24 protein-coding genes are annotated in these 24,299 nt (G+C 71.0%); 11 read left to right on the top strand and 13 right to left on the bottom strand.

From position 1 onward, the window contains the following. Positions 1-3: 3 nt before the first annotated feature. On the bottom strand, positions 4-1,002 hold the full coding sequence (gene egtD, locus FFI97_RS03235; protein WP_139705681.1) for an L-histidine N(alpha)-methyltransferase: 999 nt from the start codon (positions 1,000-1,002) through the stop codon (positions 4-6). A 26-nt stretch (positions 1,003-1,028) separates the two neighbouring features. Continuing rightward, a complete protein-coding gene (egtB, locus tag FFI97_RS03240) occupies positions 1,029-2,294 on the bottom strand; it encodes an ergothioneine biosynthesis protein EgtB (RefSeq protein ID WP_139705683.1) in 1,266 nt (421 codons plus the stop codon). A 149-nt stretch (positions 2,295-2,443) separates the two neighbouring features. On the opposite strand from egtB, the gene FFI97_RS03245 reads away from it, so the two are divergent. Both FFI97_RS03245 and FFI97_RS03250 read left to right on the top strand, forming a co-directional pair. Further along, positions 2,444-3,790, top strand: coding sequence for an NAD(P)/FAD-dependent oxidoreductase (locus FFI97_RS03245; RefSeq protein ID WP_139705685.1), 1,347 nt, complete (start codon positions 2,444-2,446; stop codon positions 3,788-3,790). 19 nt (positions 3,791-3,809) lie between these two features. Then, positions 3,810-4,061, top strand: a complete 252-nt coding sequence (locus FFI97_RS03250) for a hypothetical protein (protein WP_070062528.1) — start codon at positions 3,810-3,812, stop codon at positions 4,059-4,061. A 39-nt stretch (positions 4,062-4,100) separates the two neighbouring features. On the opposite strand, the gene FFI97_RS03255 is transcribed toward FFI97_RS03250, so the two are convergent. The 3 genes from FFI97_RS03255 to FFI97_RS03265 form a co-directional block, all read right to left on the bottom strand. Next, positions 4,101-6,026, bottom strand: a complete 1,926-nt coding sequence (locus tag FFI97_RS03255) for a PhoX family protein (RefSeq protein WP_139705687.1) — start codon at positions 6,024-6,026, stop codon at positions 4,101-4,103. Between the two features lie 60 nt (positions 6,027-6,086). Further along, positions 6,087-6,668, bottom strand: coding sequence for a thermonuclease family protein (locus FFI97_RS03260; RefSeq protein WP_139705688.1), 582 nt, complete (start codon positions 6,666-6,668; stop codon positions 6,087-6,089). 97 nt (positions 6,669-6,765) lie between these two features. Then, on the bottom strand, positions 6,766-7,797 hold the full coding sequence (locus FFI97_RS03265) for a LacI family DNA-binding transcriptional regulator (RefSeq protein WP_139705690.1): 1,032 nt from the start codon (positions 7,795-7,797) through the stop codon (positions 6,766-6,768). Between the two features lie 130 nt (positions 7,798-7,927). Between FFI97_RS03265 and FFI97_RS03270 the strand changes: the two genes are divergently transcribed. The 6 genes from FFI97_RS03270 to FFI97_RS03295 all read left to right on the top strand — a co-directional run bounded on the left by FFI97_RS03270 (position 7,928) and on the right by FFI97_RS03295 (position 12,908). Continuing rightward, a complete protein-coding gene (locus tag FFI97_RS03270; RefSeq protein WP_139705692.1) occupies positions 7,928-8,794 on the top strand; it encodes a dioxygenase in 867 nt (288 codons plus the stop codon). Positions 8,795-8,816: 22 nt separating this feature from the next. Then, entirely contained in the window at positions 8,817-9,584 is a 768-nt protein-coding gene (locus FFI97_RS03275; RefSeq protein WP_139705694.1) for an SDR family NAD(P)-dependent oxidoreductase, read from the top strand. After that, positions 9,581-10,489 carry a 3-keto-5-aminohexanoate cleavage protein gene (locus FFI97_RS03280; RefSeq protein ID WP_139705696.1) on the top strand — a complete coding sequence of 303 codons (909 nt, stop codon included), beginning with the start codon at positions 9,581-9,583 and terminating at the stop codon, positions 10,487-10,489. The genes FFI97_RS03275 and FFI97_RS03280 overlap by 4 nt, the downstream gene beginning before the upstream one ends. Continuing rightward, a complete protein-coding gene (locus FFI97_RS03285) occupies positions 10,486-11,481 on the top strand; it encodes a zinc-binding alcohol dehydrogenase family protein (protein ID WP_139705698.1) in 996 nt (331 codons plus the stop codon). Before FFI97_RS03280 ends, FFI97_RS03285 begins: the two co-directional genes overlap by 4 nt. 18 nt (positions 11,482-11,499) lie before the next feature. Continuing rightward, a complete protein-coding gene (locus FFI97_RS03290) occupies positions 11,500-11,856 on the top strand; it encodes a cupin domain-containing protein (protein ID WP_062482150.1) in 357 nt (118 codons plus the stop codon). 62 nt (positions 11,857-11,918) lie between these two features. Then, a complete protein-coding gene (locus tag FFI97_RS03295; RefSeq protein WP_139705700.1) occupies positions 11,919-12,908 on the top strand; it encodes a Bug family tripartite tricarboxylate transporter substrate binding protein in 990 nt (329 codons plus the stop codon). Positions 12,909-12,910: 2 nt separating this feature from the next. Here FFI97_RS03295 and FFI97_RS03300 read toward each other — a convergent pair whose 3' ends face one another. From FFI97_RS03300 to FFI97_RS03330, 7 genes are all read right to left on the bottom strand, one after another. After that, the gene (locus tag FFI97_RS03300; protein WP_139705702.1) at positions 12,911-13,273 is read right to left on the bottom strand and encodes a DUF3325 domain-containing protein; all 363 of its coding nucleotides are present in this window, start codon (positions 13,271-13,273) and stop codon (positions 12,911-12,913) included. Beyond that, a complete protein-coding gene (locus tag FFI97_RS03305; protein ID WP_139705704.1) occupies positions 13,270-14,895 on the bottom strand; it encodes a PepSY-associated TM helix domain-containing protein in 1,626 nt (541 codons plus the stop codon). Before FFI97_RS03305 ends, FFI97_RS03300 begins: the two co-directional genes overlap by 4 nt. After that, positions 14,892-15,194, bottom strand: a complete 303-nt coding sequence (locus FFI97_RS03310) for a DUF3649 domain-containing protein (protein WP_139705706.1) — start codon at positions 15,192-15,194, stop codon at positions 14,892-14,894. Before FFI97_RS03310 ends, FFI97_RS03305 begins: the two co-directional genes overlap by 4 nt. Before the next feature lie 91 nt (positions 15,195-15,285). Beyond that, the gene (gene fhuE, locus FFI97_RS03315; protein ID WP_139705708.1) at positions 15,286-17,766 is read right to left on the bottom strand and encodes a ferric-rhodotorulic acid/ferric-coprogen receptor FhuE; all 2,481 of its coding nucleotides are present in this window, start codon (positions 17,764-17,766) and stop codon (positions 15,286-15,288) included. A gap of 70 nt (positions 17,767-17,836) precedes the next feature. After that, positions 17,837-18,874, bottom strand: a complete 1,038-nt coding sequence (locus FFI97_RS03320; protein ID WP_185993552.1) for a FecR domain-containing protein — start codon at positions 18,872-18,874, stop codon at positions 17,837-17,839. A 5-nt stretch (positions 18,875-18,879) separates the two neighbouring features. Continuing rightward, the gene (locus FFI97_RS03325; RefSeq protein WP_139705712.1) at positions 18,880-19,383 is read right to left on the bottom strand and encodes a sigma-70 family RNA polymerase sigma factor; all 504 of its coding nucleotides are present in this window, start codon (positions 19,381-19,383) and stop codon (positions 18,880-18,882) included. A gap of 113 nt (positions 19,384-19,496) precedes the next feature. Then, positions 19,497-20,246: an SDR family oxidoreductase gene (locus tag FFI97_RS03330; RefSeq protein ID WP_144004358.1), complete on the bottom strand. Its 750-nt coding sequence runs from the start codon at positions 20,244-20,246 to the stop codon at positions 19,497-19,499. 102 nt (positions 20,247-20,348) lie between these two features. Here FFI97_RS03330 and FFI97_RS03335 point away from each other — a divergent pair, with 102 nt between their 5' ends. Further along, the gene (locus tag FFI97_RS03335) at positions 20,349-21,254 is read left to right on the top strand and encodes an AraC family transcriptional regulator (protein ID WP_139705714.1); all 906 of its coding nucleotides are present in this window, start codon (positions 20,349-20,351) and stop codon (positions 21,252-21,254) included. A gap of 22 nt (positions 21,255-21,276) precedes the next feature. Here the strand turns inward: FFI97_RS03335 and FFI97_RS03340 are convergent, their stop codons facing one another. Continuing rightward, the gene (locus FFI97_RS03340; RefSeq protein WP_139705716.1) at positions 21,277-22,974 is read right to left on the bottom strand and encodes a long-chain fatty acid--CoA ligase; all 1,698 of its coding nucleotides are present in this window, start codon (positions 22,972-22,974) and stop codon (positions 21,277-21,279) included. A 171-nt stretch (positions 22,975-23,145) separates the two neighbouring features. On the opposite strand from FFI97_RS03340, the gene FFI97_RS03345 reads away from it, so the two are divergent. Both FFI97_RS03345 and FFI97_RS03350 read left to right on the top strand, forming a co-directional pair. Then, the gene (locus FFI97_RS03345) at positions 23,146-23,739 is read left to right on the top strand and encodes a CHRD domain-containing protein (protein ID WP_139705718.1); all 594 of its coding nucleotides are present in this window, start codon (positions 23,146-23,148) and stop codon (positions 23,737-23,739) included. A gap of 110 nt (positions 23,740-23,849) precedes the next feature. After that, positions 23,850-24,290 (top strand): OsmC family protein, encoded by a 441-nt coding sequence (locus FFI97_RS03350; protein ID WP_062475918.1) that lies wholly within the window; start codon positions 23,850-23,852, stop codon positions 24,288-24,290. Positions 24,291-24,299 lie beyond the last annotated feature (9 nt).

The following is a 24,299-nucleotide window of genomic DNA, read 5'->3' on the forward strand; positions in this document are numbered from 1 at the left end:
GCGTCAGCTCAGCAGCCAGTGCACGCTGAACAACCGCTCGGGGTCGGTCCACACCGCCCCGACGCGGAAGCCCGCGCGCACCGCCAGGGCCTGCAGGCCTTCGACGGTGAACTTGTGCGAGTACTCGGTGTGCAGGGTCTCGCCTTCCTCGAACGAGAAGCGCTCGCCGCGCAGCTGCACGCTCTGCGCGCGCCGGCTCACGAGGTGCATCTCGATGCGGCGCATCGGTGCGTTGTAGAAGGCCGCGTGCGAGAAGCCGTCGAGGTCGAAGTCGGCCGACAGCTCCGCGTTCGCACGCCGCAGCAGGTTGAGATTGAACGCCGCCGTCACGCCTTGCGCGTCGTTGTAGGCCGCGTGCAGCCGGTCGGGGTCTTTCACCAGGTCGACGCCGATCAGCAGGCCGCCGCCGCGCAGCATGCGCGCCGCGAGCTGCAGGAACGCCAGCGCCTCGTCGGGCTCGAAGTTGCCGATGGTCGAGCCCGGAAAGAAGCCCACGCGCCGCCCCGCCCCGGCCATGGGCGCGGGCAGCACGAGCGGCATGGTGTAGTCGGCCGCGATGGGCTGCACCGCGAGCGCCGGGTAGTCGGCCTTCAGGCGCGCTGCCGCGGCTTCGAGGTGCTCGCCCGAGATGTCGATCGGCAGATAGCGCTTGGGCGATTCGAGCGCATCGAGCAGCAGCCGCACCTTGGTGAGCGAGCCCGCGCCGAACTCGACGATCTCGGCGTTCGGCCCGATCTGCGCGGCGATCTCGCCGGCGCAGGCGCCCAGGATGCCCAGTTCGGTGCGCGTGGGGTAGTACTCGGGCAGTTCGCAGATGCGGTCGAACAGCTGCGAGCCGGCCACGTCGTAGAAGAACTTGGGCGAGATGTGGCGCGGCGTGCGCGCCAGGCCGGCCTGCATGGCACGGCCGAACTCGGACCACGGGGCGGTGTCGGGCGGGGTCGCTGCTTCCTGTCGCTGCAGGTGGCTGGCGAGGGCGAACGGGGCGGTCGGATTGCGCATGGTGCTCGGCTCCATCGAGGTGTCGGTCAAAGGTCTTTCGCGAGCCGCAGCCCCGAGAACTGCCAGCGTGCCGCCGGCGGAAAGAAATTGCGGTAGCTCGGCCGCGTGTGGCCGGCCGGCGTGGCCACGCTGCCGCCGCGCAGCACCAGCTGGCCCACCATGAACTTGCCGTTGTATTCGGCCGCGATGCCGGGCAGCGGCCGAAAGCCCGGGTACGGGTCGTACGAAGAACGCGTCCACTGCCAGACGTGGCCACTCATCTGCGCGATGCCGGGCGCGTCGAAGGCGGCCTCCCATTCGAACTCGGTGGGCAGCCGCGCGCCGGCCCATTCGGCGTACGCGGCGGCCTCGTAGAAGCTCAGCTGGGACACGGGCGCGTCGGCCTCCATCGGCCGCACGCCGTGCAGGCCGAACACCTGCCAGCCGCCGGGCGCGGCAGGGCCGCCGCCGGCGCCGAGGGTGGCGATGCGCGGGTCGTCGGCCTCGAGCCAGTAGGCGGGGTGGCGCCAGCCCTGGGCCTGCACCGTGGCCCAGCCGTCGGACAGCCACAGCTCGGGCCGCCGGTAGCCGCCGTCGGCGATGAACTGCGCGTAGTCGCCGCAGTTCACCAGCCGGTCGGCGATGGCATAGGGGCGCAGCAAGGCGGCGTGGCGCGGCGTCTCGTTGTCGAAGCAGAAGCCCTCGCCCGCATGCCCGACCTCGACCGTGCCGCCCGGCTGTTCCAGCCAGCGCACCTCGGCCGGCACGGCAGCCAGCCGCCGCGCGGGGCCGCTCGCAGGCTTGTACGCCGGCAGCAGCGGGTTGCACGACAGCGCATGCAGGATGTCGGTGAGCAGCAGCTCCTGGTGCTGCTGCTCGTGGTTCAGCCCGAGCGCGACGATCGCCTCGATGGCCGCCCAGTCGAGCGCCTCCGGCGCCGCCAGCAGCGCGAGCACCGCCTCGTCGACATGGCGACGGTAGGCATGCACTTCGTCGAGCGACGGCCGCGTGAGCAGGCCGCGCTGCGGCCGCGGGTGGCGCGGCCCGAGCGCCTCGTAGTAGGAGTTGAAGAGGTAATGAAACCGCGCATCGAAGGGTTGGTACCCCGCCGCATGCGGCTGCAGCAGCACGGTCTCGAAGAACCACGTCGTGTGCGCCAGGTGCCACTTGGTCGGGCTGGCGTCGGGCATCGACTGGATGCACTGGTCCTCGGCGGACAGCGGCGCGGCCAGCGCCACGCTGGCGGCGCGCACCGTGCGGAATTGCTCGCGCAAGGCGCTCGCCACGGGGGCGATCGGCCGGGAAAACGTCATGGTGTCTCCAGTCGGGTGAGCCGGAAGTTTTAGCCCATACCGGCGACAAAAGCACGTAGGACAAGACGCCGCCGCCGCGCCGCCGCGGGAGCCCGTCCTGCGCGCAAGCGGCCCCGGAACGCCCCGGCCCGCTGCGTATGATCCGGGCGATGCAAACCCCCTCTCCTTCGGCCAGGCCCCACGTTGTCATCATCGGCTGCGGTTTCGGCGGACTCGAGGCAGCGCGCAAGCTGCAGCGGGCCGACGTCGATGTGACGGTGATCGACAAGACCAACCACCACCTGTTCCAGCCCCTGCTCTACCAGGTGGCGACCGCCGGGCTCGCGGCGCCGTCGATCGCGGCGCCGGTGCGCGCCCTGTTCCGCAAGCAGGCCAACGTGACCACACTGCTGGCCGAGGTGACGGGCATCGACCCGGCCGCGCGCACGGTGCAGCTGGCCGATGGCAGCCAGGTGGCCTACGACCACCTGATCGTGGCGGCCGGCGCCACGCACAGCTATTTCGGGCACGACGAGTGGGCGCCCGCCGCGCCGGGCCTGAAGACGCTGGCCGACGCCTTCGAGATCCGCCGCCGCGTGCTGATGTCCTTCGAGACGGCCGAGACCACCGCCGACCCCGAGCGCCGCCGCGCGCTGCTCACCTTCGTGGTGATCGGCGCCGGGCCGACCGGCGTCGAGATGGCCGGCACGCTGGCCGAGATCGCCAAGCACACGCTCGCGGGCGAGTTCCGCCGCATCGACCCCGGCAGCGCGCAGGTGCTGCTGGTCGAGGGCGGCCCGCGCGTGCTGCAGGCCATGCCCGAGAGCCTGAGCCAGAAGGCGCTCGAACAACTGGAACGGCTCGGCGTGGAGGTGCGGCTGAACGCGCGCGTCACCGCCATCGACAATGCCGGCCTCGAAGTGCAGACCGGCGGCGGTCCCGACGGCGCGCCGCTGCAGAGCTACCGCATTCCCAGCAGCTGCGTGGTGTGGGCAGCCGGTGTCGCGGCCTCGCCGCTGGGCCGGCTGCTCGGCAATGCCACGGGCGTCGAGTGCGACCGCGCAGGCCGCATCAAGGTCGAGCCCGACCTGAGCCTGGCGGGCCACCCCGAGATCAGCGTGGTGGGCGACCTGGCCGCCGCCATGAGCCACGCGCCCGGCAAGCCGCCCAAGCCGGTGCCCGGCGTGTCGCCCGGCGCCAAGCAGGCCGGCCGCGCGGCGGCGGCGAACATCCTGCGCCGCCTGGCGGGCCAGCCCACGGTGTCGTTCCGCTACGCCGACTACGGCAACCTGGCCACCATCGGGCGCAACTCGGCCGTGGTCGACCTGGGCACGCCCTTCGGCCCGCTGCGCTTCAGCGGCCGGCCCGCGTGGCTGTTCTGGTTGTTCGCGCACGCGTACTTCCTGATCGGTTTCCGCAACCGCGTCGTCGTGATGTGGGACTGGGCCAGCGCCTACTGGAGCTTCCAGCGCAACGCGCGCGTGGTGGCCGACGTGCAGGGCCGCAGCGAGTCGTAAGCACGTCCCACGCCGCGCGATGACGTTGCTCTGGTGGGTCGTCTTTCATGCGCTCGATGCGCTGTTCTGGCTCTGGATCCTGCGCTGGGGCGGCGCGGCCTGGCTCGAAGGCACTTTTCTCTCGGGCTTTCTCGTGAGCATCTTCGCGCCGCGCTGGGGCGCCGAGGGCCTGCGCATGTTCGCGCTGCTGATGCTGGTCGTGTGCGCGATCAGCTTCGTCTGGGGCCTGCTCATGCCCGAGATGCGCTGCTGGTACTCGGGCCACTGCTGAAGCCCCGAGCGCGCCTCGCGAGGCGCCCTCTTGGCTGCGTCAGCTGCCGATCACCCCGCCGTCGATCTTCGTGATGACCACGGTCGCCGAGCGCGGCCGGCCCGCGCCGTCGGGCCACTTCGACACGGCGAGCGGGCGCTCGGGGTCGCTGCGCTCGTTGGCCGGCTCGCCCGGGTGCTGGATGTTGATGAACAGCGTGCGCAGATCGGGCGTGGCCGTGAGGCCGGTGATCTCGCAGCCGGCCGGGCCGAGCAGGAAGCGGCGGATCTCGCCCTTCGTCGGGTCGCAGGCCAGCATCTGGTTGTTGGGCAGGTTCGTGTAGTCGCCCTTGCCGAGCGTGGAGGTCGACACGTCGGTCTGGATCCACAGCACGCCGCGCGCATCGACCATCAGGCCGTCGGGGCTGCCGAAGGCGTCGCCCTTGACGTTGCCCTGCGCCTCGTAGCGCGTCTGCTTCGGGTCGCCCGCGAGCACGAGGTGGTTCCACGCGAACTTCGTGGCGTCGAGGTCGCCGCTTTCCTTCCAGCGGATGATCTGGCCCATCGTGTTGTTGGAGCGCGGGTTGGCCGCGTCCATGAAGGGCTGGCCCGGCGCGCCGCGGTTGCTGTTGTTGGTGAGCGTGCAGTAGACCTCCTTCGTCAGCGGATCGACGGTGGTCCACTCGGGGCGGTCCATCTTCGTGGCGCCGAGCATGTCGCTGGCCTGGCGCGACTTGATGAGCACGTCGCCCTGCGTGGCGAAGCCCTTGCCGGCCACGAGCCCGCCCTTGCCCTGCTCCAGCGGCAGCCATTCGCCCGTGCCGTCGACGTCGAAGCGGCCCACGTACAGCGTGCCGTGGTCGAGCAGGTCGCGGTTGGCGGCGGCGCCGCCGGGGCGGACCTTGTCGCGGCTCACGAACTTGTAGATGTATTCGAAGCGCGAGTCCTCGCCCATGTAGACCACGGCGCGGCCGTCGTCGGTGAGTGCCACGGCGGCGCCTTCGTGCGCGGCGCGGCCCAGCGCGGTGCGCTTGCGCGGCGTGGAAGTCGGGTCTTGCGGATCGATCTCGACCACCCAGCCGTAGCGGTTCGATTCGTTCGGATGCTTGGCCACATCGAAGCGTTCTTCGTGCTCGTGCCAGCGGTACTTGGCGCCGTTGCCCTTCTTGAGGCCCCAGCGCTTCTGGTGCGCGTCGGGCGTGGCGGTGCCCTCGAAGTAGTCGGCGAAGTTTTCTTCGCAGGTCAGGTAGGTGCCCCACGGCGTCTGGCCGTTGGCGCAGTTGTTGAAGGTGCCGAGCACCTGCGTGCCCGAGGGGTCGCCCGCGGTGCGCAGCATCGGGTGGCCGGCCGCGGGGCCGGTGAGCGTCATCGGCGTGAGCGCGGTGATGCGGCGCGCGAAACGCGAGGGCAGCACCTGCTGCCAGGCCGCGCCGTCGCGCTGCAGCTCGATCACCGACACGCCGTGCGCGTGCATCGACTTGCGCACCTTCGCGGCGCTCCAGGTCTTCATGCCGTCGGTGTGCAGCAGGCCGTCGTCCACGTACTCGTGGTTCAGCACCAGCAGGCCGCGGTTCGATCCATCGAGCGGGAAGAAGGCCATGCCGTCGTGGTGCATGCCGGCCTGCAGCGCCTGGTCGTCGGCGGAGTCGGAAGCGTCGGTCTTGAAGGCGGGCATGCGGCCCGCGATGCCGGTGGGGTCGCCCCAGCGGTACAGCACCTGCGTGCGGTAGCCCTCGGGCACGACGACCTGGTCGACCGCCGCCATGGGCACGCTCTTGAAACCGATGGCGCGGCCCAGGCCGCTCACGGCGTTGCTGCTACTGCCGCTGCCCGTGCTGGCACAGCCGGCCAACGGCCCGAACAGGCCCGCCACGGCCGCCGCCAGGCCGCCGCGCACGAAGACCCGCCGCTGCGGATCGGACACGTCGTGGATGGTGGGATTGCCGGAGGGGTTCGAGTCCTCCATGCGCGCGAAGTCTTTGGCCATGTCCTGAAGGTCCGTGGGAATCGTGGGAGCCTGCGATGCTCCCGCGCGCCCATGAAGCCGTCATGACAGGGGTTCGAAGCGCACGTCGCCCCAGGGCTGCGAGCCACCGTGATTGCTGTTGCTGTTGCTGTTGCGTGGCTGCTCCCGCCGTTCGCGCCGCCAGTCCCACGGCGGCGTGGGCGCCGTGTCGGCCCACAGGCCCAGGTGCTGCGCGCGCGCCGCGGCCTCGAGCCGGAACAGGTCGCCGCCGCGCTTCTTCGCGATGCCGTGGTAGTCGTACACCCAGGCCCAGCCCTCGGCCACCATGCGGCGGCCGGCGTCTTCGCCGTTGCAGCGCACGTCGGCCACGGTGCGGCCGTAGCGGTCGGTGTCGCGCTCGGTGATGACGGCCTTCTCGGCGTAGCACAGGCGGCTCAGCGCCTGGCGGCTGCGCTGGCCGTAGGGCTGCGCTTTCTCGGGCGCGTCGATGGCAGCGATGCGCACCTTGACCTGCTCGTAGGCGCCGCTGCGACCGCAGCGCGCGGTGAGCGTGTCGCCGTCGCTCACGCCCACGACGAGGCAGGTGCGCGGCGACGCGGCGTGGGTCAGCAGCGGGAGGGAAAGGCCGAGGGAAAGAAGCAGGAAGACGGGACGAAAGCGCATGCGAAAAGGAAGCGGAACACGGGGCCGGGAATGGCCGACGATTCTCGGTGCGAAGTGTGCGCGCCGCCCTTCGGATGCATTTGTTTTCGTCTTCGCTTCAGCGCGCAGCCGGCACGGCCGTCGACTTGCGCACCACCAGCTCCGGGCGCAGCACCACGGTGGAGGCCGAGAGCGCCTGCCCGTCGATCTCCTCGAACAGCATCTCGGCCGCGCGCCAGCCGAGTTCGCGGTGCGGCAGCCGGATGGTGGTGAGTGGCGGATCGACCATGTCGACCAGCGGCATGTCGTTGTGGCCGGTGATGGAGATGTCTTTCGGCACGCGCAGGCCGGCCTCGCGCAGTGCGTCGTAGGCGCCCAGCGCCACGAGGTCGTTGCAGCAGACCACGGCCTGCGGCGCGGCGCCGGCCGCGAGCATCTGCTTCATCGCGGCCGCGCCCGCCTCGCGGCTGTAGCTCGCGCACTCGACGATGCGGGCCGGCTTCATGCGGTGGTCGCGCAGCGCCTGCTCCACGCCCAGCAGACGGCCCACGCCGGTGGGGATGGTCTGCGGCCCCGCCAGGTGCGCGATGCGCTTGTGGCCCAGGCCCACGAGGTGGTCGACCGCGAGCTTCATCGCCAGCCGGTCGTCGCTCACCACGGCGGGCAGGCGGCCGGTCTCGTCGGCGCGGTTGACCAGCACCGCGGTCATGCCGGCCTTGGCGACGAAGTCGACCAGCGGGTCGTCGCGCGTGGCGGTGGCCAGGATCACGCCGTCCACGCGCTGCGCCAGCATGCGCTCGAGCACCGGCCGCGCGAGCGCCGGATCGACCACGTTGGTGACGAACACGAAGTAGCCGCGCGCGGCCGCGCTGGCCTCGATGCCCTGCAGGATCGGCGGGAACACCGCGTTCGTGATGTCGGGCACCAGCACGCCGATGGTGTGGGTGCGGCCTGTGCGCAGCGCCGAGGCCGCGCGGTTGGGCCGGTAGCCCAGGCGCTGCGCGGCCTCCTCGACCACGCGCAGCACCTCGTCGCTGATCAGCGAGCGCTTCTCGGGGCTGAGCGCGCGCGACACGGTCGACACATGCACCCCGGCGGCACGGGCGACGTCGCGGATGGTGACGGGGCTGGAAGGGGGATGGGTGCTCATTGGTGCAAACGATTGTTGGTCATCCGGTGCGCCATGGTCGGCGAATTCCCATTCTGGCGTCCCGGATACCCGCCATTTTACTTTTTGGGAATCTGCCTTAAGATCATGCAAACGATTGCAAGGATTGCAGATGAACATCGCTACCTCCCCCGATTCGGTGCTCGGCTTTGCGCTCGACGCCATGCAACGCACCCCCGACCCGCGCCTGCGCACCCTGATGGACGCGCTCACGCGCCACCTGCATGCCTTCGTCCAGGAGGTGAAGCTGACCGAGGAAGAGTTCGAGCAGGCGCTCGAATTCATCGTCGCCATCGGCCACGCCACGGGCGAGACCAAGAACGAGGTGGTGCTGGCGGCCGACATCCTGGGCGTGTCCACCGTGGTGGCGCTGCAGAACAACCAGGACCCGCACGGCGAATCGCCGGCCGCCCTGCTGGGCCCCTTCTGGCGCGCCAACTCGCCGGCCTGCGCGGCGGGCGAGAGCATCGCGCGCTCGGGCACGCCCGGCACGCCGCTGGAGGTGACGGGCACGGTGCGCGACGTGAGCGGACAGCCGATGGCCGATGTCACGGTCGACGTGTGGCAGGCCTCGCCGGTCGGGCTCTACGAGAACCAGGACCCGGAACAGGACGACATGAACCTGCGCGGGCGCTTCACCACCGATGCCGAGGGCCGCTTTCATTTCCGCAGCGTGCGCCCTGCCGGCTACCCCGTGCCCACCGACGGGCCCTGCGGCGTGCTGCTGCGCGCGCAGCAGCGCCACCCGAACCGGCCCGCGCACCTGCACTTCATGCTGAGCAAGCCGGGCCACAAGGTGCTGGTCACGCAGGTGTTCGCCGACGACGACGAGAACCTGGAGAGCGACCCGACCTTCGGCGTGACGCGCCAGCTCATCGGCCGCTTCGCGCTCGCGCCCGACGGCGGTAGCGCCACGCTGCAGTACGACTTCCAGCTCGAACCCGGCGAGATGAAGTTCCCCCGCCCACCGATCCCCTGATTCCGCAACTTCCCTTCATCCCATGAGCTTCGATCCCCAATCCCGACTCCACGGCAAGATCGCCGTCATCACCGGCGGCCTCGGCGCCATCGGCTACGCCACGGCCACGCGGCTGGCCGCGCTGGGCGCCACCTGCGTGCTGCTGCACCGCGGTGGCGACGACAACGCCGCCGCGCGCGCCGCCGCCCTGCCCTCGGACAGCGGCCAGCGCCACGGCGCGATCCGCGCCGACATCGTCGACACGCCGAGCCTGCAGGCCGCCGCCGCCGAGGTGAAGGCCGCGCACGGGCGCTGCGACATCCTGGTCAACAGCGCGGGCCACACGCAGCCCGTGCCGGCCGGCGACCTCGACGCGCTGACCGACGACCTCATCGACGACCTGCTGCGCGCCAACTTCCGCGGCGTGTTCGCCACCATCCGCGCCTTCGCGCCGATGCTCAAGGCGACCGGCGACGGGCTGGTGGTCAACATCTCGTCCATCGCCGGCTTCACGGGCGTGGGCAGCAACCTCGCGTACGTCGCGGCCAAGGCCGGGCTCGACGTGGTGGGCGACGCGCTCGCCAAGGCGCTGGCGCCGGCGGTGCGCGTGGTGTCGGTGTCGCCGGGCGCGGTCGAGTCGGGCTTCGTACCCGGGCGCGGCGCCGAGTTCGCCGACAAGATGGCCAGCACCACGCCGCTGGGGCGCATCGGCAAGCCCGACGACGTGGCCGCCACCGTCGAGGCGCTGGCCACCACGCTGCGCTTCGTCACCGGCACGCGCATCGTGGTCGACGGAGGGCGCCACCTGTGAACAACGCGAAGACGCTCATCACCTGCGCCGTCACGGGCAACCTCGTGAAGCCCGAGCAGACGCCGCACCTGCCGATCACGCCGGTGCAGATTGCCGACGAATGCCTGGCCGCCGCCGAAGCCGGCGCGGCGCAGGTGCACATCCACGTGCGCCACCCGGAGACGGGCAAGCCTTCGATGGAGATCGAGCTGTACCGCGAGGTGGTCGATCGCATCCGCCGCGAGAACCGCGAGCTGATCGTGAACCTCACGACCGGGCCGGGCGGGCGCTTCATTCCCAGCGAGGACGATCCGAAGATCGCCGCGCCCGGCACAACGCTGCTGCCGCCCGAAAAGCGCGTGGAACACATCGCGCTGATCCGGCCCGACGTGTGCTCGCTCGACCTCAACACCATGAACTCCGGCCCCGACGTGGTGATCAACACGCCGAAGAACGTGCGCCGCATGGCGAAGGTGATGCGCGAGGCCGGCGTGAAGCCCGAGCTGGAGATCTTCGACTCGGGCGACATCCACCTGGCGCTGGACCTCATCGCCGACGGCACGCTCGACGGGCCCGCCATGTGGACCTTCGTGCTCGGCGTGAAGTACGGCTTCGCGCCCACGCCGGAGACGCTGCTCTATGCGCGCAACCTGCTGCCGCGCGGCGCCTTCTGGAGCGCCTTCGGCATCGGCCGCACGGAGTTCCCGATCGTCGCGCAGTCGTGGCTGCTGGGCGGCCACGTGCGCGTGGGCATGGAAGACAACATCTACCTCGAGAAGGGCGTGCTGGCCCAGAGCAACGCGCAGCTCGTGGCGAAGGCGCGCGACATCCTGCGCAGCCTGGGCGGCGAGGTCGCCAACCCGCGCGAGGCCCGCGCGATGCTGGGGCTGGCCGACACCCGCGCCGTTCAGGGAGCTGCACGATGAGCGCCATCCTTCATGAACCGCGCGCCCTGCGCGTGAACGGCAAGGCCGCCAACCTCGAGGCGCTGCACCTGGAGGCCGCGCCGCAGCCCGAACCCGTGGCGCCGCCCGGCCATGCCGTGGTGCGCGTGGCCGCCGCCGCCGTGAACCCGAGCGACGTGAAGGCCGCGCTGGGCCTCATGCCGCAGGCCGCCTGGCCGCGCACGCCGGGGCGCGACTTCGCGGGCACCGTCGTGAGCGGCCCTTCGGAATGGATCGGCCGCGAGGTCTACGGCTCGGGCGGCGATGTCGGCATCACGCGAGACGGCTCGCATGCACGCTACCTCGTGCTGCCCGAAGCGGCCCTGCGCGCCAAGCCCCAGGGCATCTCGATGGACGAGGCCGGCGCGGTGGGCGTGCCCTTCGTCACGGCCTACGAGGGCTTCCGGCGCTGCGGCATGCCGCAGACGGGCCAGACGGTGCTGGTGCTGGGCGCCAACGGCAAGGTCGGGCAGGCGGCGGTGCAGCTGGCCGCGCAGGCCGGCGCGCGCGTGATCGCGGTGCAGCGCGGCCCGGGGCCCTTCGCAGGGTTCGCGAGCGCGCCGGTCGACGTGGTCGATGCACGCCACCACGCCGACGTGGGCGCGCAGGTGCGCGAGCTCACCGACGGACGCGGCGCGCACATCGTCTACAACACCGTGGGCAGCGCCTACTTCGAGGCCGCCAACAAGGCGATGGCCAAGGGCGCCACGCAGATCTTCATCGCCACGCACGACCGCGCGGTGCCCTTCGACATCTTCGCGTTCTACCGCGGCATGCACACCTACGTGGGCATCGACTCGCTGGCGATGGACTGCGTGGCCTCCACCGCGCAGCTCGACGCGATGCGCGAAGGCTTCGAGCGCGGCACGCTGAAACCCTTTCCCGTGGCACGCCACTTCGCGCTCGACGAGGCGATCGACGCCTACCGGCTGGTGCTGTCGGGCAGCACCGACCGCGTCGTGCTGCGCCCCTGACACCCGAGGACACCCACGATGCATGTGACCCGTTTCAGCGAGGCGCCGCACTACGAGGCGCCCAACCACTTCGACATGCGCTGCCTGCGCCTGCAGGGCAAGGAGGCCGGCCCCTCGACGCAGATGTGGATGGGCATGAGCCAGATCCTGCCCGGCGGCCGCACCGGGCTGGACGGCTCGCCGATGGAAAAACTCTACCTCGTGCTCGAGGGCGAGCTGCACGTCGTCGGCGAACTCGACGGCGCGCACCAGGAAGACGTGCTGCTGCCCTACGACAGCTGCCGCTTCGCGCCCGGCGAGAAGCGCCAGCTCGAGAACCGCGGCAACCGCCCGGTGCTGGTGGCGCTGGTGATGGCGAACGCACCGCCCGCCTGACGCGCTCCTTTCCCAGTCAGTCATTCATCGCTCGCACCAACCAATCAACGGAGACAAGACGCATGAAGAAGACATTCCCCTGGAGCCGCCGACAGGCACTCACGGTCGCCGCGGCACTCGCGGCCTGCACGCTCGGCGGCGCGCACGCACAAGGCGCGTGGCCGGGCACGCAGCCCATCAAGCTGGTCGTGCCCTTCACGGCGGGCAGCGGCACCGACATCGTCGCGCGCCTGGTCGCCGAGAAGCTGGGGCCTGCGCTGGGCACCAGCGTGATCGTCGACAACCGCCCCGGCGCGGGCGGCACGCTGGGCGCGGCCATCGCCGCCAAGGCGCCGGCCGACGGCTACACGCTGCTGGTGCATTCGGCCGGCCACCTCGTGAACCCGTGGATCTACAAGGGCCTGTCGTACGACACGCTGAAGGACTTCACGGGCGTGACGCCGATGGCCAGCCTGCCCAACGTGCTGGTGACCGCGCCTTCGCACTTCACCGACGTGAAAGACCTCGTGGCCAAGGCGAAGGCCAAGCCCGGCGGGCTGAACTACGGCTCCGCGGGCAACGGCTCGGCCACGCACATGAACGCCGAGGTGTTCCGCCTCGCGGCCGGCGTCGATGCGCAGCACGTGCCCTTTCGCGGCACGCCCGAAGCCATGACCGAGGTGATGGCCGGACGCGTCGACTGGTTCTTCGCGCCGATGGTGTCGGCGCTGCCGCTGATCAAGAGCGGCAAGCTCAAGGCGCTGGCCGTGGGCACCGCCGGTCGCTCGTCCGCCTTGCCCGACGCACCCACCACCGTGGAGGCCAGCGTGCCGGGCTCGGCCTACCTGTTCTGGGTCGGCCTGTTCGCGCCTGCAAAAACGCCGCAGCCCGTGGTGGAGCGGCTGCAGGCCGAGGTCGCGAAGATCATGGTCTCGCCCGAGCTGAAGGAACGGCTGGAGAAGCTCGGCGCCGAGCCCTTCACCATGCCCTCCGTGCAGTTCAACAAGTTCATCGCCGACGAGACCGCGAAGGCGCAGCAGGTGGTCAAGGCCGCAGCCATCAAGGTGGACTGACCTCAGCGCAGCAGCGCCGCCAGCACCGGCACCAGCCCCGCACCACCGGCCACGGCGGCGGCACCGGCGCCCCACGCCACGGCGCGCGGGCGGTACGGCAACAGCAAGGCCACCGGCAACGCACCGGCCGACAGGAGGCCCAGCCACGCGACCGTCCCGACCGTGGGGCCCCACGCCATCACGCAGGGCACGATGGCCGCGGCCAGCAGCACCATGCCGATCACGCGCAAGCCCCTGCGCCGGCGCGCGGGCACTTCGCGTCCGCGCGTCAGCTGCTCGTGGTGCCGGTCCATGGCAAAGCTCAGGCACGCCATGCCCGCATACGCCAGCGCAAGGCCAAGCAACGACGCCCATGCCGTCGTCATCGCACCGCCTTCCGCAGCAGATGACGCAGCGCGCCCAGCGCCGCAAGCCCGAAGGCCACAACACCCAGTTCGACGCCGAGGCTTTCCCAATCACTGCGCAGTAGCTGAGCCAGCAGGTGATCACCCGTGGTCACGAAATTGAGTACCGGCAGCAGCAGGCACAGCGCGGCCAGCGCACCTAGCTGCTCGCGCCACGCGCGCGCCGGCGAGCGCACGAAGGCATGCACCAGCGCCAGCGCCCACAGCGCGAAGAAGACCTGCAGTTCGCGGTCCGCGCGGTGCCCGATGCCGACCGGCACCAGCCGGTTGGCCCACAGGTAGCCCACGCAGGCGATCGCCAGGCCGGCGATGGCCGCGACGTTCAGCGCTTCGACCAGCCGGTAGACCCGCGCCGTCGCGCCACCGAACTCGCCCAGGTGCCTCTGGCGGCGCTTGACGATGAACAGCACGGCGCCCGAACCCATCATCGCGGTGCCCGCGAGCCCGCACAGGAAGTAGAGCCACTTCATCGGCCAGCCGCCGAAGGTGACCATGTGCAGCCCGCCCATGGCCGACTGCGCGAGCATGGCGGCCCCTCCGTCCGCGGCGCCCGGCAGGCGCACGCGCTGCACCTCGCCGCTGGCGGCCGCGAACTGCACCATGCCGGTGGTGGCGCTGAGCCGGCGCGCGGATTCGTCGTCGCCGTTCCATCCGTACACGCCGATGCGCGCAGCCGCGTCGCCCGGATGATCGATGACGACCGCGCGCACCGGCTGGCCCATGCGTTCCTGGCCGCGTGCCGCGAACGGTTCGAGCACGGGCACGGGCATCGCGCGGCCGGTGGCGGCGGGCTTGTCGCTGTCGCCCAGCTCGGAGACGAAGCGCACCTGCGCCTGCGGGCCCGTGCCGTAGTGCAAGACCTTGGGGGCCGGCATGAAGCTGGTGCCCGAGATCACGAGGCCGGTGTAGGCGATCATGAACTGGAAGGGCAAGGTCAGCACCGCCACGGCGTTGTGCGCGTCGAGCCAGCTGCGCTGGCCTTTCTTGGGCCGGAAGGTGAAGAAGTCCTTGAAGATGCGCTTGTGCGTGATGACGCCCGACACCAGCGCCACCAGCATCGCCATCGCGGCGATGCCGACGATCCACAGGCCGACGGTGCCGGCGTGCAGCTCGTAGTGGAAGTCGACGAAGTGGTGGCCGCCGAGCGTGGCGCGCGCCGCGTGGCCGCCGTCTTCCTTCAGCGGCTTGCCGGTGGCGGGGTCGAGCGCAACGCCCGCGTACTGGCGGTTGGCGTCGAACCAGAACACGCGCAGCTCGCCGCCGCCTTGCGCATCCGAAGGCCACAGTTCCCACATCGAGGCGCCCGGGTGGTGCTCGGCCATGTAGGCCATGCCCCAGGCCAGGCGCTGCGCGCGGTCGGCCGTGGGCTCGCCCTTCTCTTTCCTGGCTGCAGCGGCGGCTTCCTCGGCGTGGTGCTCCGGCGTCATCCAGTGGGTGATGGGCTCGTCGAACACGGCCAGCGTGCCGGTGAGGAACACCGCGAACAGCAGCCACGAGAACCACAGGCCGCACCAGGTGTGCAGCCAGGCCTGGGCCTGGCGGAAGCCGCCCTGCGACGGCGCCTTGGTTGTCTTCGTGCTCATGCCCCGCCTCCCGCGCCGCGCAAGGCCAGGCCGAGCCCGGCCAGCACCACGGCCGGCAGCAGCAGGCCGGCCCAGGCGCGCGGCAGCGACACGGGCGCAAAGGCCCAGATCACGGCGACGGTGTAGACCGCGAAGCTGAACTGCATGCCCCCGAGCGCGGCCTCGGCGGGGCCGGCCGGCAGCACGGCGGCCAGGAAGACGGCGGCGGCCGAGGCCAGCGCGTAGCCGCCGAGCACGGCGGCCGCGACGCGGGACAGCAGCCGCAGGGCGGGAGAAAAGGAGGAGGTGCGGGTGTTCATCGGGGACCGGAAAACGGGGCGCGGACATGCGCCCCTCCCCTACATGACAAACGAGAACGAAAAAAGGGTCATGCCCCCCGCTCTTTCCCGGTCAGAACGCGTAGCTCAGCGTCGCCACCGCATTGCGCGGCGTGCCGAAGTAGGCCTGCCCGTCGATGTTGCTGTAGTACTTCTTGTCGAAGAGGTTCTCGATGTTCAGCTGCAGCGCCAGCTTGGGCGTGAAGGCGTAGCGCGCCATCAGGCTCACGACCGCGCGCGAGCCCTGCTGGTAGCGCAGGTCGACATCGCCCACGCTGTACGCGTAGGAGGTGCGGTTCTGCCAGTTGACGCCGCCGCCCAGCGTGAGCCGGTGCCACGCGCCGGGCAGCCGGTAGGTGGTGAACAGCGTGGCCTGCGTGGTCGGCATGGCGGTGTTGATGCGGTTGCCGTTGCCTTCGCGGCCCAGCGTGCGCGCGATGCCCGCGTTCAGCTGCCAGCCCGGGGCCAGTTCGCCCGACACCTGCAGCTCGATGCCCTTGCTGGTCACGCCGCGTGCGCCGTAGTAGGCGCCCTCGCTCGAGTTGGGCACGAGCTTCGTGCCGTCGCGCTGCGCCACGTTCTCCTGCTCGGCGCGAAAGACGGCGATGGAGGTGTTGAGCTTGCCGTTCAGGTGCTCGCCCTTGAGACCGATCTCGTAGCTCTTGCCGGTCACCGGGTCGAGGTACGAACCGCTGGCGTCGCGGTAGTTCTGCGGCTGGAAGATGTCGGTGTAGCTCGCGTACACCGAGTAGTTCTCGCTCAGGTCGTACACCAGGCCCGCGTAGGGCGTGAACACCTCGTGCTTGCGCGTGGCCGGGGCGTCGGCGGTCAGGCGCGTGGAGCGCCAGCTGTTCTGGCGCCCGCCCACGATGAGCTTGAGCGAATCCGCCAGCGACAGGCGCGCGGCACCGTAGGTGCCGGTCTGGCGCGTCTTGGTGATGGCCGAGACCTTCAGCGGGTCCCAGCCCGGCTCGGGGTACGACGCGGCGTTCCAGTCGTAGAAGTTGCCGGTGTCGGGCAGCGGGCTGGTGCGCGGATGGCTCGCCTCCACGTAGCGCGACTGGCTGTTGCTGACGCCCACCACGAGTTCGTGCGTGCGCCCCAGCAACGTGAACGGGCCGGTGGCCTGCAGGTCGAGGCTGTTCTGGCGGAACTGGTGCTCGAAGTAGCCGGGCAGCGAGCCCAGGCCGGTGCCGGTGAGGCGGTCGAGGTCGCCGTACAGGTACAGCAGCTTGGCGTTCTGCTTGCTCTGCCGGTGCGAGCCGTTGGCCTTGAGCTTCCAGCCGTTGTCGAACTGGTGCGTGAGGTTCGCGAAGGCGGTGGTGGTGGTCGTGTCCCAGTGGGTCCACGGCGTGCCGACGGTCTTGGAGCGGTCCCAGCGCGTGGCTGTGCCGTCGCTGAAGGTCAGCGGCAGCCCGCCCCAGGTCGACGAGGTGGGCCGCGTGGCCTGCGACTCGATGCCCACGCTCAGCGTGGTGCTGGGCGTGAGGTCGGCATCGACCACGCCGTACAGCACATGCTTGCGGCCGTGGTACATGTCGATGAAGGAATCACGGTCTTCCGTCATGCCGATGAGGCGGGCGCGCACGCGGCCGTCTTTCGTCACCGGCGTCTGCAGGTCGACCGTGCCGCGGCGCAGGTTCCACGAACCCAGCGCGAGCGACGCGTTGCCGGAGAACACCTTGCTGTCGGCGTGCTTGCGCACCAGGTTCACCGAGGCCGAAGGGTTGCCCGCGCCGGTGAGCAGCCCCGTCGAGCCGCGCACGACCTCGATGCGGTCGTACAGCACCGGGTCGTTGGTGGAAGCGCCGAAGAAATCGGTGGTGACCGTGGTCGGCACGCCGTCGTACTGGTAGTTGTCGATGTAGAAGCCGCGCGCGTACAGGTCGGTGCGGTCGCTGTCGGAGCTCACCGAGAACACGCCGGGCACGCTCTGCATGGCCTGGCCGAGCGACAGCAGGTTCTGGTCCTCGATCTGCTGGCGCGTGATGACGGTGACCGACTGCGGCGTCTCGCGCGGCGAGAGCGCGAGCCCGGTGGCCGCCGCCGTGGTGCGCGTGGTGTAGGCGCCGGTGCCTTCGGTGGTGCCGCTCCGGTCGGCCTCGGCCGTGACGGTGACGGGCGTGAGCGTGTCGATGCCGCCGGCCCCAGCGGCGGGCGTGCCGGCCTCGCGGCGGTTCAGCGTGTAGCTGCCGTCGGTGCGCGCCACCACCTGCAGGCCGCTGCCCGCAAGCAGGCGCTCGATGGCTTCGCGCGCGGTGTAGCGGCCCGCCACCGCGGGGCTGCTGCGCCCCTGCGTCAGCGCGGGGTCGAACGACAGCGCGATGCCGTTGCCCGCCGCGAAGGTGGCGAGCGTGCGGCCCAGCGGGCCGGAGGGAATGTCGTAGGCGCGGGACGCGGCGGCGTCGAGCGAGGACGACGAGGCCTGCGCGAAGGCCGGCCCTCCCGCGCCGGCCAGGCCGCCGAGGGCAAGCGCCACCAGGGCATGGCGAAGGACGGTGTTCAGGCGGCGCTCTGCGAACGGGCGCAAGGCGGACGGGCGGGGTGCAGACATGGAGACGGGCCTTTCGGTTGGGCAACGGTGGGTTCTTCACCCTCTTTGCCAGCCGAAACGAAAAAAAGTCTCACCCCCGGATCGAAATATTTTTCGAAGCGCCCGCCGCGCCTTCTTCAGATGCCGCACGCGGCACCAGCGTGACCCAGTAGCCGCGCAGGCGCGTGGCCGCGTCCACCGGATACGTCGACACCAGCATGCGCAGCACGCCGTCGGTGTCGGCCAGCGGAAAGGCGCCCGAGACACGCAGCTCGGCCACCGCCGCGTCGCACTGCAGCAGGCCGGGGCGGTAGCGCGACAGCTCGGCGGCGAAGTCGGCCAGCCGCATGCCGTCGGCGAGCAGCATGCCCTGCGTCCAGGCCAGCACCGAGGCGTCCGCCGGACGGAAGTCGTCGATGCCGTCGGCGGTGAAGCGGGCCTGCTGCCCCGCCGGCAGCACGCGCGCGGCGGCGCGCTCGGGCGTGATGCGCACCGCGCCTTCGAGCACGGCGATGTGGGTGGCGCCGCCCGCTTCCTTGCGCACGCTGAAGCGCGTGCCCAGGGCCTCCAGCGTGCCGCCGGCGCTGGCCACGCGGAACGGGCGGTGCGCGGCGGCGGGGTCGGGCGCGGTGGCGATGAAGATCTCACCCGCATGCAGCACGATGAGGCGCTGCGTGCCGTCGAAGTGCACATCGACCGCGCTGGCGGTGTTGAGCGTGAGGCGGCTGCCGTCGGCCAGCCGCAGCTCGCGGCGCTCGCCGGTGGCGGTGCGGTGCCCGGCCATCCAGCCGCGCTCACCGGCCGTCTCAACCACCTGCCAGCCGAGCCAGCCGGCGGGCACGGCCGCCAGCAGCGCGGCCAGCCGGCCGAGGGTGGCGCGGCGGTTGTTCGCATTGCCGCGCGCGGGCCGCGCGAGCGACGACATCGCCAGCGCCGGCGGCAGGCCGCCGAGCTTGTTCATCAGCTGCTCGGCGCGCGCCCAGGCGCGTGCGTGGTCGGGATCGCTCTGGCGCCAGCGCTCGCAGGCGCGGCGGTCTTCGTCGGTGACGGCGCTGTCGTGCAACCGCATCAGCCATTCGGCGGCTTCGTCGAGCACGCGCGGGGCGAGTGCCGACGTTTCGAAATTCATGGCGCTCATTCCATCACCGCCAGGCACCCCCGGAAGCCCTGCTGCATGTAGCGCTTGACCGTGACGAGCGACACGCCCAGCTCGCGCGCGATGTCCTCGTACTTCATGCCGTCCAGCTGCGACAGCAGGAAGGCCCGGCGCGCGAGCGGCTTGAGGGCGTCGAGCATCGCGTCGATCTCGTGCAGCGTCTGCAGGATCACCAGCCGCTGCTCGGGCGACGGCGCCTCGGGCTCGGGCATCACGGCCAGCGCCTCGAGGTAGGCCCGCTCCAGCGCCTGGCGCTGGTACCAGTTCACGAGGATGTTCTTGGCCACGCTCGTGAGGTAGGCGCGTGGCTGCACGATGACCTCGGGGTTGCGCGCCGTCAGCAGCCGCGCGAAGGTGTCCTGCGCCAGGTCGGCCGCGTCACACGAATTGCCGAGCTTCTTGCGCAGCCACGACTGCAGCCAGCCGTGGTGGTCGCTGTAGAGGGTGTGGACTTGCTGGAAGGCGGCTTCGGCAGCGGACATGGCGGGCGGCACGGCGGCGGGGGCTCCGCCTACAAATAAGAATTATTCTCATTTTAAGCAAAAAGGCCGCAGTGCCGCCCTGCTCGTCCTGTCCGCATTGCGGACAGCGTGGCTCAGGCCGGCCGGGCCGCCGCGAGCGCCACCGCGTCCGCGCCCGCCGGATAGCGCAGCGTCGCATCCGAGTCGTTCGCGGCGCGCCAGACGGCCTCGGCCACGTCGGCGGCCGCGGTCACGGCCGTGGGGTTGCCCAGCGCCGCGAAGACGCCCTGCGCCAGCGGCGCGTAGTCCGGCGGGATCAGGCCCTGCATGCGCTGCGCCCCGTTCTCGGTGAACCGCGTGCCGGGCCCGTAACCCGGCTCGACGAGCTTCACGCGCACGTCGAACGCCGCCAGCTCGAAGGCGAGCGAGGCGGTGAAGCCCTCGATCGCCGTCTTGCTCGCGGTGTACGCGGCCACCAGCGGCATCGGCGCGAGCGTGACGGTCGAGGTGACGTTGACCAGCACCCCCGAGCGCCGCGCGCGGAACTGCGGCAGCACGGCCTGCGCCATGGCCATCATGCCGAAGGTGTTGGTCTCGAACACCTCGCGCACGGTGGCCATGGGCGTGGCCTCGAAGGCGCCGAAGAGACCGACGCCGGCGTTGTTCACGAGCACGTCGATCGGGCCCGCGTTCTCGATGGCGGCGGCGATGCTGTCGGGCTGCGTCACGTCGAGCGGCAGCACGCGCAGGTTCGGCGCGTCGGGAAAGAGGTCGTCGCGCGGCGTGCGCATGGTGGCGACGACGCGCCAGCCCTGGGCGTGGAAGTGGCGCGCGGTGGCCAGGCCGTAGCCGGACGAGCAGCCGGTGATCAGTGCGGTTTTCAATGGGGTTCCTTGGTGGTGGGTGATGAAGAGCCCCAACGATAGGGACGAGAGACCGGACTTGCTACCATCGAACGTCGCCATTTCTTTTGCAGGAGTCCAGCCATGGCCGATCCCCTGGCCGAGGTCATCGCGCTGCTTCGCCCGCGCGCCGTGTATTCCAAGGTGATCGCGGGCGCCGGCGCCTGGGCCGTGCGCTACACGGCCTTTGGCCAGCCCAGCTTCTGCACGATGCTCGAGGGTGACTGCATCCTGGCAGTCGATGGGCAGCCGCCGCTGGCGCTGGCCGCCGGCGACTTCCTGCTCATGCCGGCCACGCCCGGCTTCACGCTGTCGGGACTCACGCCGGCGCCGCCGGTGTTCCTCGACCCGCATGAACAGGCGGCGCGCGAGGACGCACACAACGAAGTCCGCCACGGCGACCGGAACGGCCCGCCCGAGGTGCGCATGCTCGGCGGCTATTTCGCCTTCGATTCGCCCGACGCGGCCCTGATGGTGTCACTGCTGCCTTCGGTGCTGCACATGCGCGGCGTCGCGCGGCTGTCGCTGCTGGTGCAGCTCGTGCGCGAAGAGTCCTTGGCGCAGCGGCCGGGGCGCGACCTCGTGCTCGGGCGGCTGGTCGAGGTACTGCTGATCGAGGCGCTGCGCTCGGCGCCCGGCGAAGGCGCGCCGCCGGGGCTGCTGCGCGCGCTGGCGGACAGCCGGCTGGCCGCCGCCGTGCGGCACATGCACGCGGACCCCGCGCGCTCATGGACGGTGGAAGAACTCGCCGGCAAGGCCGCGCTCTCGCGCTCGGCCTTCTTCGAGCGCTTCTCGCGCGCCGTGGGCCTGCCGCCGATGGAGTACCTGCTGGCGTGGCGCATGGCGCTCGCCAAGGACCTGCTGCGCCGCGGCGGCTGCGCGCCGGCGGAGGTGGCCGCGCGCGTCGGCTACAGCTCGGCCAGCACCTTCAGCACGGCGTTCAGCCGCCATGTGGGCCAGGCGCCGGGGCGCTACGCGCGCCAGCTGTAGCCCGCAGCGGCGCAGGCGGCAATCAGGCCGCCGTGCCTTCCTTCTCCTGCAGCAGGCGCCACATCACCTTGCCACTGCCGCTCTTGGGCAGCGCATCGACGAACGCCACCTTGCGCGGAATCTTGTAGACCGCCATGTTCTCGCGGCACCAGTCGATGATCTGCTGCTCGGTCGTGTCCTTGTGCGTGGCGCGCAGCACCACCACGGCCTTGACCGATTCGCCGCGGTAGTCGTCCTTGGTCGAGATGACGCAGGCCTCCTGGATCGCGGGGTGGCGGAACATCAGCAGCTCGACCTCGGCCGGCCACACCTTGAAGCCGCTCGCGTTGATCATGCGTTTGAGGCGGTCGGTGATGAAGAAGTAGCCCTCCTCGTCCATGCGGCCCATGTCGCCCGAGCGGAAGAAGCGCTTGCCCTCGAACTCGACGAAGGCGGACTTCGTGGCGTCGGGACGCTTCCAGTAGCCCTGGAACACCTCGGGGCCGTGGATGATGATCTCGCCCGATTCGCCGATGGGCATCTCCTGCAGCGTGTCGGGGTCGACCACGCGCGCGTCGGTGCTCATGAACGGAATGCCCAGGCACTGCTGCTTGGGGTGGTCCGAGGGGTTGGTGTGCGAGGGCGCGGCGGTCTCGGTGAGGCCGTAGCCTTCCTGGTACTTCAGGCCGTACTGCTCGAGCAGGCGCTGCGCCACGGCCTGCGGCATGGCGGCGCCGCCGCCGCCGATGTGGGTCATGCTCGTGAGGTCGTAGCTCGCGAAGTTGGGGCTGGCCATGAGGTCGATGACCATGGTCGGGATGTTGGTCCAGCTCGTGACCTTCCAGCGCGAGATGAGCCGGCCCGCCACGTCGCGGTCCCAGCGCGGCATGATGACCAGCGTGGCCGCCGCGAGGATCGAGGTGTGCATCATGCTCACCACGCCCGTGATGTGGAACATCGGCACCACGGCCAGCACCACCGCCTCCGACGTCGCCTGGCCCCAGAGCTGGCCGGCCATCGCGTTGTGCATGAGGCTCGAATGGTGGTGCACGCAGCCCTTGGGCAGGCCGGTGGTACCGCTGGTGTAGGGCAGCAGCGCCATGTCGTTGGCGCCCACCACGTGTGCAGGTGCGGGGTGGCCGGCCGCGAGCGCGTCGGTCCACGCCATGACCTGGCCGTCGGCCAGCGCGGGCAGCGGGTGGCGCGTGCCGAGCCAGTCGGCCCAGGCCGGCGCGGGGGCGTCGTCGCCGGTCACGTTCGCATCGAAGGCGTCGGTGAACTGGCTCACGATGAGGTGCGACAGGCGCTGCTCGGGCGGCAGTGCGTCGCTGGCCTTGGCCAGCTCGGCCGCGAGGTCGCCGGTGGTGATCGCCACCTTGGCGTCGGGGTCGGTGATGTAGTGCTTGAGCTCTTCGGCCCGGTTCATCGGGTTGACCGGCACCACGACGGCGTTGGCGCGCAGGATGGCGAAATGCGCGATCACCAGCTGCGGGCAGTTCTGCATGTTCAGCACCACGCGGTCGCCGCGCTGCACGCCCAGCGCATGCAGCGTGCCGGCCAGCCGCTCGACCTGGTCGGCCACGTCGCGGTAGCTCAGCACGCGGCCGAAGAAGACCAGCGCGGCCTTGTCGGGGTAGCGCGCCGCCGAGGTGGCCAGGTTGTGCCACAGCGAGGTCGCGGGGACGGTGATCGAATGCGGGAGGCGCTTGGGCCAGAACTTGTAATGCGGGCGTGGTTGCATGGTCTGTGAACAGGCGAAGGAGGAAGGAGAGGGGAAGGAAAGCGGTGCGAAAAGGCGCAATGCGCCAGCCTAAGCCGCACCGGCCGCCGCTCCCATCGGGGAAGCCCCCGGGGCGTCACCTTGGCGACGCCCATTCTTCGTACGTCGGGTAGGCACAGCGCATCGGCTATCGTGCGGGCTCCGCTTCACCCGTACCTGTCTGCCATGCCCGATCCCGCCCGCCCCACCTTGCGCCGACGCATCGCCCTCTTCGGTGCCGCACTGGCCGCCCTGGCCGCGGCGGGTTGCTCGCGGGTCCCGCGGTTCGGCATGTCGGCCCCGGCGACGGAGCAGCCGTCCAAGGAACCGCCGACCTGGTTCGTGGCCGACTGCTGGCTCGGGACCGAGGACGTGGTCCCGCCGCACAAGGGCAAGGCCGGCGGCTCGGCGGCCGGCACGCTGACGCTGGCCACCGGGGTGTTCGAATGGCGCGTGAACGCCGCACGCCTGAGCGGCCCGGCGACGATCGTCGGCTTCTACGGCCCCGCCGCCACGGGCAGCAATGGCCCGCTGGCGATCCAGCTGCCGCTGCCCAGCGAGGGGGAGCCGCGCAACGACGGCACCGGCGCCGGCTACGAGCGGACCGGCACGAGCCGGCTGACGTCCGCCCAGATGGCCGACCTGATGGCCGGCCTCTGGTATGTCAGCGTGTCGACGCAGGCCTGGCCGGGCGGCGAGGTCCGGGGCCAGCTCAAGCGCAGCACCTGGGGCGTGCACGGCGGCTGACGTCGGCCCCCGATGCGATGCGCTCTGCGACTACAGACAGGCGCGGATTTCGGAGCGATACCTGCGGTTCTCCCTCCGATCCACCCTCCACCCTGACTGAAGGAATGTCCATGGCAGCAGACAAGCACGCAAGCGTTCACTGGGAAGGCGCCGGCAAGACCGGCAAGGGCCTGGTCAGCACCGAAACCGGCGCCCTGAAAGACTACCCCTACGGCTTCGCCAGCCGCTTCGAAGACGACCGGCGCGGCACCAACCCCGAGGAAATCGTCGGCGCGGCCCATGCGGCCTGCCTGACGATGGCCTTTGCCTTCGCGCTGGAAGCGGCAGGCCTGACCGCGACGCGCATCGACACCAAGGCCGCCGTGCGCCTGGCCAAGGACGGCGCCGGCTTCAAGATCGACCGCATCCAGCTCGAACTGGACGCAGCCGTGCCGAACCTCGACGAAGCGAAGTTCCAGGAAATCGCGGCCGCCGCGAAGGCCGGCTGCCCGCTGTCGAAGGCGCTGGCGAGCGTGCCCGAAATCACGCTGAAGGCCACGCTGGCCAGCTGACCGCGCTGC

Source organism: Variovorax sp. KBS0712 (genome assembly GCF_006323185.2).
In the GTDB taxonomy this organism is placed as follows: Bacteria; Pseudomonadota; Gammaproteobacteria; order Burkholderiales; family Burkholderiaceae_C; genus Variovorax; species Variovorax boronicumulans.